At 71.0% G+C, this 13079-nt stretch carries 10 protein-coding genes; 9 read left to right on the top strand and 1 reads right to left on the bottom strand.

Annotated features, from left to right (window positions below; translation table 11 throughout):
• Positions 1-20: 20 nt before the first annotated feature.
• Positions 21-887, top strand: a complete 867-nt coding sequence (locus ACXKZF_RS00705) for a serine hydrolase domain-containing protein (RefSeq protein WP_488985069.1) — start codon at positions 21-23, stop codon at positions 885-887.
• A 170-nt stretch (positions 888-1057) separates the two neighbouring features.
• Positions 1058-3151 (top strand): APC family permease, encoded by a 2094-nt coding sequence (locus ACXKZF_RS00700; RefSeq protein WP_488985068.1) that lies wholly within the window; start codon positions 1058-1060, stop codon positions 3149-3151.
• Between the two features lie 200 nt (positions 3152-3351).
• Here the strand turns inward: ACXKZF_RS00700 and arfB are convergent, their stop codons facing one another.
• Positions 3352-3789 carry an alternative ribosome rescue aminoacyl-tRNA hydrolase ArfB gene (gene arfB, locus ACXKZF_RS00695; RefSeq protein ID WP_243223828.1) on the bottom strand — a complete coding sequence of 146 codons (438 nt, stop codon included), beginning with the start codon at positions 3787-3789 and terminating at the stop codon, positions 3352-3354.
• A gap of 347 nt (positions 3790-4136) precedes the next feature.
• Between arfB and ACXKZF_RS00690 the strand changes: the two genes are divergently transcribed.
• From ACXKZF_RS00690 to ACXKZF_RS00660, 7 genes are all read left to right on the top strand, one after another.
• Positions 4137-4301, top strand: coding sequence for a hypothetical protein (locus tag ACXKZF_RS00690; RefSeq protein WP_156459120.1), 165 nt, complete (start codon positions 4137-4139; stop codon positions 4299-4301).
• Positions 4298-4387, top strand: coding sequence for a K(+)-transporting ATPase subunit F (kdpF, locus tag ACXKZF_RS00685; RefSeq protein WP_074696280.1), 90 nt, complete (start codon positions 4298-4300; stop codon positions 4385-4387). Before ACXKZF_RS00690 ends, kdpF begins: the two co-directional genes overlap by 4 nt.
• Positions 4388-4400: 13 nt before the next feature.
• Positions 4401-6074 carry a potassium-transporting ATPase subunit KdpA gene (kdpA, locus tag ACXKZF_RS00680; protein WP_488985067.1) on the top strand — a complete coding sequence of 558 codons (1674 nt, stop codon included), beginning with the start codon at positions 4401-4403 and terminating at the stop codon, positions 6072-6074.
• Entirely contained in the window at positions 6074-8383 is a 2310-nt protein-coding gene (gene kdpB / locus ACXKZF_RS00675; RefSeq protein WP_488985066.1) for a potassium-transporting ATPase subunit KdpB, read from the top strand. The genes kdpA and kdpB overlap by 1 nt, the downstream gene beginning before the upstream one ends.
• 11 nt (positions 8384-8394) lie before the next feature.
• Positions 8395-8985, top strand: a complete 591-nt coding sequence (gene kdpC, locus ACXKZF_RS00670) for a K(+)-transporting ATPase subunit C (RefSeq protein WP_488985065.1) — start codon at positions 8395-8397, stop codon at positions 8983-8985.
• A gap of 608 nt (positions 8986-9593) precedes the next feature.
• Positions 9594-12368 (top strand): DUF4118 domain-containing protein, encoded by a 2775-nt coding sequence (locus ACXKZF_RS00665; RefSeq protein ID WP_488985064.1) that lies wholly within the window; start codon positions 9594-9596, stop codon positions 12366-12368.
• The gene (locus tag ACXKZF_RS00660; RefSeq protein ID WP_488985063.1) at positions 12365-13036 is read left to right on the top strand and encodes a response regulator; all 672 of its coding nucleotides are present in this window, start codon (positions 12365-12367) and stop codon (positions 13034-13036) included. Before ACXKZF_RS00665 ends, ACXKZF_RS00660 begins: the two co-directional genes overlap by 4 nt.
• The last annotated feature ends 43 nt before the right edge of the window (positions 13037-13079 follow it).

The following is a 13079-nucleotide window of genomic DNA, read 5'->3' as shown; positions in this document are numbered from 1 at the left end:
CCGAAACGTAGCCTGTGCAGGTGACCCGCGCCGACGACCTCCGCGACGTCCTCGTGAACCACATCGCCGAAGTCGGCTTCGCCGCGCACGGCCTGCACGTCCGTGTCGGCGACGACGTCGCCACCCACCGGTGGGCGCCCGATGTGCGCGAAGAGATCCACTCGGTCGCCAAGGCGGTGGCGGTGCTGGCCGCGGGCATCGCCGTCGATGAGGGGCTCGTGTCGCTCGACGAGCCGGTCGCGCGCCTCCTCCCCGGCACCGCGGCCGACGACGTGACCCTGCGTCACCTGCTGTCGATGTCGAGCGGGATCGACCTGCCGTGGTCGGAGACGATGATGACCGACTGGCCCGACCTGGCCGCCGAGTTCGTCTCGCGCCCCTCCCGCGGCCGTACGTTCCAGTACTCCAACGCCAGCACGTACACGGCCATGCACGCCCTGTCTCAGCGCACCGGCGACATCGAGGGGTACCTGCGCCCGCGCCTGTTCGCCCCTCTCGGCCTCGCCGACGTCTCCTGGCGGAGATGCCCGAACGGGCGCGTGCTCGGCGGTGAGGGCCTCGCCCTCCGCACCGAGGAGATGGCGCGCCTCGGGCTCCTCATCCGCGACCGCGGCATGCTCGACGGCCGGCGCCTGGTCTCGGCCGGAGTCGTGGATGCCATGCACGCGGGGTGGGTCGACACGGGCGGCACCGCCGAGGGGTACCGCCGTTACGGCCTCGCGGGATGGGAGGGCCCCGGCAGAGCCTGGCGCCTGCACGGGGCGCACGGTCAACTGATCGTGTTCACGGGCGACGCGGTCGTCACGATCTCGGCGCACGACCACGGCGGCGCCGACGGGGTCGCCGCGTTCATCGCCGCTCACGCGGGCGATGACGCCGGGTGCTGAGCTCGTCGAAGCACCCCCCGATCGAGCGCAGGGCACGGTCCCTTCGACGAGCTCAGGGACCTCGCGCCGTCGTCCGCGACGGTGACAGTGCGGGTCCAAGGCACCCCCGCCGAGCGACGAGGAAATGAACGACGAGCGCGTCACATTGCGCAGAACCCCCGGTGGGCGTAATGTCGCGCGCCGTGACTGACGAAAGTCGCGGGGACGTCGAAGAGACTCCGATCGCGAAACGCATCCTGATCGGCGAGCCCCTCACCTCGGAGAAACTCGACGAACAGCTCCTTCCCAAGAAGATGGCTCTGCCCATCTTCGCCTCCGACGCGCTGTCTTCCGTGGCCTACGCGCCACAGGAGCTGCTGATGATCCTGCTCATCGGCGGAACGGCGCTGTTGACCCTCAGCCCGTGGGTCGCGGTGGCCGTCATCGTGCTGCTGACCGTCGTCGTCCTGAGCTATCGGCAGCTCATCAAGGCCTACCCCTCGGGCGGCGGCGACTACGAGGTCGCCAGCAAGAACCTGGGCGAGGTGCCCGGCGTCATCGTGGCCGCGGCCCTGCTCGTCGACTACGTGCTCACGGTGGCCGTGTCGGTGGCATCCGGGGTCGACAACATCATCTCGGCGCTTCCCGAGCTGAACCCGTTCCGCGTCGAGATCGCCGTCGGGTTCGTCATCCTGATCGTGATCGTGAACCTCCGGGGCGTCCGCGAGGCGTCGAGCGTCTTCGCGATCCCGACCTACCTCTTCATCGGCTCGGTCGCGGTGATGATCGTCGTGGGCCTGGCCCGGACGCTCGCCGGCGATGCCCCCGTCGCCTCCAGCCAGCAGTACGACGTGCAGGCCGAATCGCTCACGCAGGCAGCGCTGATCCTTCTCGTGCTGCGGGCGTTCTCCAGCGGATGTTCCGCCCTCACGGGTGTGGAGGCCGTGTCGAACGGCGTCCCCGCGTTCCGCAAGCCCAAGATCCGCAACGCCCAGACGACGCTGAGCCTCATGGGCGGCATCGCGATCCTGCTGTTCGCAGGCCTGACCGCCCTCGCGCTCATCGCCGGTGTGCACTACGCCGAGAACCCCTGCAACCTCATCGGCTTCGACTGCGCAAACAACCCGCAGCCGAGCCTCATGGCCCAGGTCGCGGCCGCCACGTTCGGGTCGGGCAGCGTCCTCTTCTTCGTCATCCAGGCCGCCACCGCGTGCGTCCTGCTGCTGGCCGCCAACACCGCGTTCAACGGCTTCCCGCTGCTGGGCGCCGTGCTCGCTCGCGACGGCTACGCCCCCAAGGCGCTCAACACCCGCGGCGACCGCCTGGTGTACTCGAACGGCATGATCATCCTCGGCATCGTCGCCATGGGCGTGCTGATCGTGTACCAGGCCAACCTCACGACGCTGATCCAGCTCTACATCATCGGTGTGTTCGTGTCGTTCTCGCTCGGCCAGATCGGCATGGTGCGGCACTGGCGGCGCGCGTTGCGCGAGTTCAAGCTGCTCCCCGCGGAGGCGGCGAAGCAGCAGTCCGCGGCGATCGAGCGCCGCTCCGCGATCTCGGGCCTGTGGATCAACTCCGTCGGCGCCGCGATGACCGTGCTGGTGCTGCTGATCGTGACGGTCACGAAATTCACGCACGGCGCGTGGCTGGTGTTCATCGCCATCCCGATCCTCGCCGTGCTCATGGTCGGCGTGAACCGCTACTACCGCGACGTCGAGCACGAGATCCAGATGGATGACACCGTGCACTTCGGCTCGTCGGGCGACGTGGCGATCGTGCTCGTCAACCGTCTGCAGAAGCCCACGTCGAAGGCCATCGACTACGCCCTCGCCGCCAACCACGACAAGACCCTCGCCGTGCACGTCGCTATCACCGAGGAGGAGTCGGCCAAGCTGCAGAAGGACTGGGCCGAGCACGAGGTACCCATCCCCCTCGTGATCATCGACTCGCCTTACCGTGCCTACACCTCGCCCGTGTCGGCGTTCATCAAGAAGTACCGCGAGAAGAACGGCTCGGCGATCGTCACGGTCTACCTGCCGCAGTACATCGTGGGGCACTGGTGGGAGTCGATCCTGCACAACCGGCGCTCGCGCCGTCTCGCGCACCAGCTCATGCTCATCCACGGCGTCTCGATCAACCTGGTGCCGTGGCTGCTCGACTCGTCCGAGCTCATCTACGGTCGCCGCTCACGCCCCCTCCCCGGCCAGCAGCGCGGTGGGCAGCCCGTGGCGAACGCCCCGGCCCCGCGCCCGAAGAAGACGCCACCCGGCTCGGCATCCTGAGTCCGGCATCCTGAGTCACCTCCGACGCCCCCGCCCTCGTGGTGGGGGCGTTCGGCGTTCGGGCGCAGCCGGGGCTCGGCGGCGCCCGGGTCCGCGGGTGGCGTGAGACCCCGTGAGTGTCCACAACACGCGGACAGATTCGAGAATCATCGGGGTGTTCTGGACACTCGATCGAGAACGCGACGCCCGCCCGCCGGTCGTCAGTCGGTCGGGCGCTGCCGCATGCGCTTGACGTCGGTGCGGCGCTGCTTGGCCTGCAGGCGGCGCTCCTTCGAGCCGCGGGTCGGCTTGGTCGCGCGGCGGGGCGGCGCCGGTGGTCGCACGGCCTCGGCCACGAGCGCGGCGAGGCGGGCACGCGCAGCGTCGCGGTTGCGCAGCTGGGCCCGCTGCTCGGATGCGGCGATGGTCAGGACGCCGTCGACGAGACGGGTGCCGAGTCGGTCGATGAGCCGCTCGCGCTGCACGCGCGACAGCACAGCCGAGCCCGCGGCATCCCACATCAGCTCGACGCGCGAATCCGCGGTGTTCACGCCCTGCCCGCCCGGGCCGGACGACCGCGAGAACCGCCACGACAGCTCCGACGCGGGAATCACCAACGCGGCGGTGACCCGCACGTCGGGGCCGTCGGTCGCACGCATGCCTCCATCTTGCGCCTCGGACGGGTCCGCGCGCCCGTCACCCGGACACAACGCAGGAGAACCCCGCCCGTGGCCAGCCCCGTCGCCCCGCGTCCCGGTGCCGGGGCGTCGCCTCTCCTGCGTCGTGTCCTCGACACCCCGCCGCCCGTGACAGGCAACGGGTCGGCGGCGCGGAGGTGCCCCGGCGCCCGGGCTCGGCGTGAGAACTCCGTATGCGTCCGCCAGCGACCCGTAGGGGAACCGTTAGGACACCCGGATGCCGTGCCCGGGCGGAGTTGTATCGACACACGTGCCGCCCCGCGGCGCCCGCGGTCCTGCCGCGGTTCTGTTCCGATCCTGGAGTCGTCGTGCTCGATGCCGTCTTCCTCGCCGCGACCGTCGCGCTCTTCGCGCTGGTCGCCCTCGTCGCGAAGGGGGTCGAGAAGCTGGGTCCCGAAGCCCGCCCCTCGTCCGCCCGCACCACCGGCCCGTCCGCCCCCGCGGCACGCCGGAACGGGGGCGAGCGCTCATGATCTTCTTCTCGATCCTCGCCGCGGTCCTCGCGGTCGCCGCCGTCGTCTACCTCGTGGTCGCCCTCGTCCGCCCCGAGAAGTTCTGACGTGGATGCCGGAATGATCTGGTCCATCGTGCTGACCAGCCTCACCCTCATCGTCGCGCTGGGCCTGGCCTACCGCCCGCTCGGCGACTACATCGCCCGCATCTACACCGGCGAGCGCGACCTCGCCGTCGAGCGCGTCACCTACCGCCTGATCGGCGTCGACGCGCGGAGCGCCCAGACCTGGCAGGCGTATCTGCGCTCGGTGCTGCTGTTCTCGTTCGTCGGCGTCGTGTTCGTCTACGCGATCATGCGCCTGCAGGCGGTGCTGCCGTTCTCGCTCGGCCTCGCAGCCCCCGGCGAGGCGCTGTCGTTCAACACCGCCGTCTCGTTCGTCACGAACACCAACTGGCAGTCGTACTCGGGTGAGACCACCCTCGGTTACACCGTGCAGTTCGCCGCCCTCACGGTGCAGAACTTCGTCAGCGCCGCGGTCGGCATCGCCATCGCCATGGCCCTCGTCCGCGGGTTCGCCCATCGCCGTAGCGGCGTGATCGGCAACTTCTGGGTCGACCTCGTGCGCGGCACCTACCGACTGCTCCTGCCGTTCGCGATCGTCGCGGCGATCGTGCTGCTGGCGGGAGGCGTCATCCAGAACCTCACCGGGTTCACGGATGCCACGACCCTCGCGGGAGCCGCCCAGTCGATCCCGGGTGGGCCGGTGGCCTCGCAGGAGGCGATCAAGCTCCTCGGCACCAACGGCGGCGGGTTCTTCAACACCAACTCCGCCCACCCGTTCGAGAACCCCACCCCGTGGACCAGCCTCTTCTCGATCTTCCTGATGCTCGTCATCCCGTTCTCGCTCCCCCGCGCCTTCGGGCGCATCGTCGGCGACAACCGCCAGGGCTACACGATCCTGGGCGTCATGGCCGCGATCTTCGCGGCATCCACTGTTCTTCTCACCTGGGCGGAGCTCGCCGGCAATGGAACCGCCCCGATGCTCGCGGGCGGGGCGATGGAGGGCAAGGAGGTGCGTTTCGGCATCTTCGGCTCGACGCTGTTCGGCTCGACCAGCACGCTGACCTCCACCGGCGCCGTCAACTCGATGCACGACAGCTACACGGCGCTCGGCGGCATGATGCCGATGATCAACATGATGCTGGGCGAGGTCGCCCCCGGCGGCGTCGGCTCGGGACTGTACGGCATGCTGATCCTCGCGGTGATCGCGGTGTTCGTCGGCGGCCTGCTCATCGGTCGCACCCCCGAGTACCTCGGCAAGAAGATCGGGCCGCGCGAGATCAAGCTCGCGAGCGTCTACATCCTCGTGACGCCCACGCTGGTGCTGGCCGGAACCGCTCTGAGCTTCGCGATCCCCGGCATCCGGCAAGACGTCGAGGGCACCTCGATCTGGAACCCCGGGGTGCACGGTCTGAGCGAGGTGCTCTACGCCTTCACCTCGGCGGCCAACAACAACGGCTCCGCCTTCGCGGGGCTGACGGCCAACACCCCGTGGTTCAACACCGCGCTCGGCGTGGCGATGCTGCTCGGCCGGTTCCTGCCGATCGTGTTCGTGCTGGCGCTGGCCGGTGCCCTCGCGGCACAGGATGCCGTGCCCTCCACCGCCGGAACCCTGCCGACGCACCGCCCGCAGTTCGCGGGCCTGCTCGCCGGTGTCGCCGTGATCGTCACGGCGCTCACCTACTTCCCCGTCCTCACCCTCGGACCCCTCGCTGAAGGACTTACCCGCTGATGTCCACGCTCACGCACGCTCCCCACCAGTCGGCCCCTGAGCCCGTCGAAGGGTCCGATGCCCCTACCCCGCGCCGCGCGTTCAGCGCCGCGCAGATCGTCGCCGCCCTCCCGGGCGCCGCGAAGAAGCTCAATCCCGGCGCCCAGTGGCGCAACCCCGTGATGTTCCTGGTGTGGGTGGGCGCAGCCCTGACTACGCTCATCGCGATCGCCGAGCCGTTCCTCGACGGCTCCGACACGGGCCTCCCCTTCGGCTTCACCTGGGCCATCGCGGTCTGGCTGTGGCTCACGGTGTTCTTCGCGAACATCGCGGAGGCCGTCGCCGAGGGCCGCGGCAAGGCGCAGGCGGCGACCCTGCGCAAGACCCGTACGACCACCTCGGCCCGCCGGGTCGTCTCGTACTCCCCCGAGGACCCCGCTGCCGTGAACGCCCCGACCGAGGACGTCCCCTCGGGCGACCTGCGCGTCGGCGACATCGTCCTGGTCGGGACGGGCGAGCTCATCCCCGGAGACGGCGACATCGTCAACGGCATCGCCACCGTCGACGAATCGGCCATCACGGGCGAGTCGGCGCCGGTCGTGCGTGAGTCCGGTGGCGACCGCAGCGCCGTCACCGGCGGAACCCGCGTGCTGAGCGACCGCATCGTGGTGAAGGTCACCTCGAAGCCGGGCGAGACCTTCGTCGACCGCATGATCGCGCTCGTCGAGGGCGCCTCGCGCCAGCGCACGCCGAACGAGATCGCGCTGAACATCCTGCTGGCGAGCCTGTCGATCGTGTTCGTGATCGTCGTGCTGGTGCTGAACCCCATCGCCTCGTACGCGGCGTCGCCGGTGTCGATCCCGGTGCTGGTCGCCCTGCTCGTGTGCCTCATCCCCACGACCATCGGCGCCCTGCTCAGCGCCATCGGCATCGCCGGAATGGACCGCCTCGTGCAGCGGAACGTCCTCGCCATGTCGGGCCGCGCGGTCGAGGCCGCGGGAGACGTGACCACCCTGCTGCTCGACAAGACCGGCACGATCACCTACGGCAACCGCCGCGCGTCGGCCTTCGTGCCCATGAAGGGCGTCGGCGCTCCGGAACTGGCCGAGTTCGCCTCGCTGTCGTCGCAGGCCGACCCCACGCCCGAGGGCGTCTCGGTGGTCGAGCTCGCGGCATCGCAGGGCATCGTCGCCGAGATGCCCCGCGGCGCGGAATCGGTGCCCTTCACCGCGCAGACCCGCATGAGCGGCCTCGACCTCGTCGACGGCACCCAGGTGCGAAAGGGCGCGGCGTCCGCCGTGGTGGCGTGGCTCGCGGCATCCGGATCCCCCGTTCCCGAGGCGCTGCGCGCGCAGCTGCAGAGCGAGACGGATGCCATCGCGCAGTCGGGCGGCACGCCGCTGGTCGTCGCGACGTGGACCCCCGCGGCGCGGGTCCCTGGGCCTGCCGAAGGGACCGGCACCCCGCAGGTCCCGGTGACTTCGACAAGCTCAGCCACCTCTGCCCACACTCAGGTCCCTGAGCCTGTCGAAGGGACCGGCACTCCCGCGGGCGCTTCGACGGGCTCAGCGACCACTGACGACGGAACCGGCCGTGTGCTCGGCGTCATCCATCTCAAGGACATCGTCAAAGACGGCCTCCGTGAGCGCTTCGGAGAGCTGCGGGCGATGGGTATCCGCACCGTGATGATCACGGGCGACAACCCCCTGACCGCGAAGGCGATCGCCGCGGAGGCGGGCGTCGACGATTTCCTCGCCGAGGCCACACCCGAAGACAAGCTCGCGCTCATCCAGCGCGAGCAGGAGGGCGGCAACCTCGTCGCCATGACCGGCGACGGCACGAACGACGCCCCGGCGCTGGCGCAGGCCGACGTGGGAGTGGCGATGAACACGGGCACCTCGGCCGCGAAGGAGGCCGGCAACATGGTCGACCTCGACTCCGACCCGACGAAGCTCATCGACATCGTGCGCATCGGCAAGCAGCTGCTGATCACGCGCGGCGCGCTCACGACGTTCTCGCTCGCCAACGACATCGCGAAGTACTTCGCGATCATCCCCGCCATGTTCATGGGGGTGTTCCCGGGCTTGGCGGTGCTGAACATCATGCAGCTGTCGTCGCCCGCGTCGGCGGTGCTCAGCGCGATCATCTTCAACGCGATCGTGATCATCGTGCTGATCCCGCTGGCGCTGCGCGGAGTGAAGTACCGCGCAGCCAGCGCGTCGAGCATCCTCAGCCGCAACCTGCTCGTCTACGGGCTCGGCGGCGTCATCGTCCCCTTCATCGGCATCAAGCTCATCGACCTCGTCGTGGGCCTCTTCCCCGGCTTCTGAAAGGCCCCGTCATGCGCACCACCCTGCGTACCGCCGGCGTCGCCGCCCGCGCGATGCTCCTCTTCACCGCCCTGCTCGGTGTCGGCTACATGCTGTTGATCACCGCGGTCGGGCAGGTCGCCCTGCCCTTCCAGGCCAACGGATCGCTGGTCCGCTCAGCCGATGACCAGGTCGTCGGCTCGCAGCTGCTGGGACAGTCCTTCGCGGATGCCGACGGCAACGCCCTGCCGCAGTACTTCCAATCGCGTCCCTCGGCCGCCGGCGACGGCTACGACTCCGCCGCCTCGAGCGGATCGAACTGGGGACCCGAGAACGACGACCTCATCGCTGCGATCGAGGAGCGCAAAGCCGCCTTCGACGCCCTGAACGGGTCCGGCGCGATCCCGGCCGATGCCGTCACCGCCTCGGGCTCGGGCCTCGACCCCGACATCTCCGTCGCCACCGCCGAACGCCAGGTCGCGCGGGTCGCCGAGGCTCGTGGCATCCCGGTCTCCGACGTGTCGGCGCTCGTGGCGGAGCACACCCAGCCGCGCGATCTGGGGTACCTCGGCGACCCGCGCGTGAACGTGCTCGAGCTCAACCGCGCCCTCGACGCGCGCTGAGAGACGAGAATCGCTGACATGGCTCCCGTCGCGTCCCCCGCCGCCGTCGCGCTCCCCGCGCGGCGGCGGGTTCGCGCGCGCGCGTCCACGCTCCCGTCGAGGGAGCACGCGGGCTCGGCGTTCGAACGGCCCCTCACCCCGTCGAGTGTCCACAACACGCCGCACGCCCGATGCCGCAGCGGCGTGTTCTGGACACTCAACAGGGGGGCACGCCCGAGCACCGCGGAGCGCCCGACCAGGGCGGCGCGGTCGACCACTGCGAGGCGCCCGTCCATCGCGGCACGGTCGGTGCGCCGCGGAACGCCGCGCCGAAGCGTCGCGGCGCGATCCCCGCGCGGCACAAGCCCGTCGAGTGTCCAGAACACGCCGCACGCCCGGTGCCGCAGCGGCGTGTCTTGGACACTCGACAGAGGAGCGCGCCCGAGCACCGCGGCGCGCCCGTCGCGCCGCGGAACGCCGCGCCCGAGCACCGCGGCGCGATCCCCGCGCGGCACAAGCCCGTCGAGTGTCCAAAACACGCCGTCCGCACGCCGGCGCCGCGGCGTGTCTTGGACACTCGACGGGGCGACGCGGGCGCGGGCGGGCTCGCGGGCAGAGCGGAGCGTCGCGTGAAGCGCGGGCGCCTGCGGGTGCTGCTGGGCATGGCACCCGGCGTCGGCAAGACGTACGAGATGCTCGAAGAAGGGCGGCGTCTCCGCGACGAGGGCCGCGACGTCGTCGTGGCGATCGTCGAGACGCACGGGCGTGCCGCGACCGCAGCCCAGGCCGAGGGCCTCGAGGCCGTGCCCCGCCGCGGCGTCGCCCACCGCGGGGTCGCGCTCGACGAGATGGACCTGGACGCCGTGCTCGAACGGCATCCGGACATCGCCCTCGTCGACGAACTCGCGCACACCAATGCCCCCGGTTCGCGAAACGACAAGCGCTGGCTCGACGTCGACGAGCTGCTCGCCGCGGGTATCGACGTCATCACGACCGTGAACGTGCAGCACATCGAGTCCCTCAACGATGTCGTCGAGAAGATCACCGGTGTCGTGCAGCGCGAGACGGTCCCGGATGCCGTGGTGCGCGCCGCCGACCAGATCGAGGTCGTCGACCTGGCGCCGCAGTCGCTGCGCGACCGACTCGCGGCAGGTTCGGTCTACCCCGCCGAGCGCATCGATGCGGCACTGTCGAACTATTTCCGCCTCGGCAACCTCACGGCGCTCCGCGAACTCGCGCTGCTCTGGCTGGCCGACGAGGTCGACTCGGCCCTGCAGCGGTATCGGTCGGAGCACGGCATCGAGGGCTCGTGGCAGGCGCGCGAGCGCGTGGTCGTGGCGCTCACCGGCGGCCCCGAGGGTGAGACGCTGCTGCGCCGCGGCGCCCGCATCGCCGCGCGGTCATCCGGCGGCGAGCTGCTCGCCGTGCACGTGTCGACGCAGGACGGCCTGCGTCGCGGCTCCCCCGGATCGCTGGAAGAGCAAAGAGCCCTCGTCGAGACGCTCGGCGGCACGTACCACCAGGTGGTCGGCGAAGACCCCGCCACCGCTCTGGTCGAGTTCGCCCGATCGGTCAACGCCTCGCAGCTCGTGATCGGCGTGAGCCGCCGCGGCCGTGTCGCCGCGGCCCTCACCGGTCCCGGCATCGGCGCCACCGTCATCCGCGCCTCCGGCGACATCGACGTGCACATCGTCAACCACGCGCGCGCCGGCGGGCGGTTCGCCCTCCCCCGTCTGACCGGCCCGGCGCTCAGCGCGAAGCGTCGCATCCTCGGTTTCGTCACGGCGATCCTGGGTGGCCCGCTCATCTCTCTCCTGCTGCTGTCGACCGGATCCGACGATTCCGTCGCCGCGGACGTGCTGGTCTATCAGCTGCTGGTCGTGATCGTGGCGCTGATCGGCGGGATCTGGCCAGCAGTGTTCGCGGCCGTGCTGTCGGGTGTCACCCTGAACTTCCTCTTCATCGAACCGCTGTACACCGTGACGATCAGCAACCCCGCGAACGCGATCGCCCTCGTGCTCTACGTGATCATCGCCATGCTGGTGAGCGTCGTGGTCGACCAGGCCGCCCGCCGCGCCCGCGCCGCCCGCCGCGCCTCGGCCGAGGCGGAGCTGCTCGCGACGGTCGCCGGCAGCGTGCTGCGCGGCGAGAGCGCGGTTCCCGCCCTGATCAGCCGCGCGCGCGAAGCGTTCGCTCTGGCGGGCGTGCGGCTGATCGCCGCCGACGGTCATGTCATCGCCACCGACGGCGAGCCGGTGCGCGACGACCGGTGCACCACCGTGCCGGTGGGTGCCGACCGGGCGGTGCTCGAGTTGCACGGCCGCGACCTCGACGCGAGCGAGCGCCGCCTGCTCGACGTGGTCGTCGCGCAGCTCGCCGCCGCCCTCGAACGCACCGACCTGGCCGAGACCGCCGCCGAGGCGGGGGCCCTCGCTGAGACCGATCAGGTGCGAAGCGCCCTGCTCTCGGCCGTCAGCCACGATCTGCGCCGCCCGCTCGCCGCCGCCGTCGCCTCGCTCGGGGGACTCCGGGCCGCGGGCGACAACCTCTCGGCGGACGACCGCCGCGAGCTCCTCGAGACCGCCGACGAGAGCCTCGCGACCCTCTCGGTGCTCGTCACCGACCTGCTCGACGTCAGCCGGGTGCAGGCCGGAGTGCTCGCGGTGTCGCTGACCGAGGTGGATGCCGCCGGCGTCGTGCTCAGCGCGCTTGACGAACTCGATCTGGGTCCGGATGCCGTCGAGCTCGCGCTCGATCCCGATCTGCCGGCGCTCCACGCCGACGCGGTGCTGCTGCAGCGCGTGCTGGTCAACGTGCTGACGAACGCCGAGCGGTACACACCCGCGGGGCAGCGTGTGCGGATCGCGACGAGCCGCCTGGGCGGCACCGCCGAGATCCGCGTGATCGACCACGGCCCCGGGATCGCCGCCGAGCGACGCGAGGACATGTTCTCGCCGTTCCAGCGCCTCGGCGACACCGACAACACCGCCGGCCTGGGGCTGGGCCTCGCCCTGTCGCGCGGGTTCGCGGAGGGCATGGGCGGAACGTTGACGCCCGAAGACACCCCCGGCGGCGGCTTGACGATGGTCGTGGCGCTGCCGGTGGCCGCTGTGGGCGCCACGGGCGACCCGTACACGCGGAGCCCCGTCCGCCGAGGATCGCGGCCGATGACGTCGCGCAACAGGGGGCTCGCGGCCCCATCCTCCGACGACGAGCGCGCGCCGGCGGCGCCCCGCGCCGACCACACGGCATCCGGCATCTCTCCGGTCGCCGACAGACGCGCCTCCGCAGCATCGCCCCCCGACCGCACGGCATCCGACATCCCGCCCGTCGCCGACGGACGCACCTCCGCAACGTCGCCCCCCGACCGCACGGCATCCGACCTCGGAAAGGACGCCCCGTGAAGATCCTCATCGCCGACGACGATCCGCAACTCGTGCGCGCCCTGCGCATCACCCTCGCCGCGCACGGTTACGACGTGGTCGCCGCCGCCGACGGCGCCGCGGCCATCACCCTCGCAGCGCACGCCCACCCCGACATCGTGCTGCTCGACCTCGGGATGCCGCACCTCGACGGTGTGCAGGTGATCGAGGCCCTGCGCGGCTGGACGACCGCGCCGATCATCGTCGTCTCGGGCCGCACCGGCTCGGCCGACAAGGTCGACGCCCTCGACGCCGGCGCCGACGATTACGTCACCAAGCCGTTCCAGATCGATGAGTTGCTCGCTCGCCTGCGCGTGCACGCGCGTCGCTCGGTGCCCTCGAGCGGCGAGTCGGTCGTGCGGTTTGGCGACGTCGAGGTGGACCTCGCCGCCAAAGCCGTGCTGCGGGAGGGGACGCGCGTGCACCTGACGCCGACGGAGTGGCGGATGCTGGAATTCCTGGCCCGCAACCCGGGCTCGCTCATCACCCGGCAGACGCTGCTGAAAGAGATCTGGGCCAGCGAGCAGGTCGCCGACTCCGGATACCTGCGCCTGTACATGTCGCAACTGCGCAAGAAGCTCGAAGCCGACCCGTCGAACCCGGTGCACCTGCTCACGGAGCAGGGGATGGGGTATCGGCTCGTCGTGTGACGGCGCACTCCGCGCCCGTCACGCTGCGCCGCGCTCCGCCTCA

This window comes from Microbacterium sp. ABR10, assembly GCF_057812175.1.
This window is presented reverse-complemented; position numbering and strand designations above follow the sequence as displayed.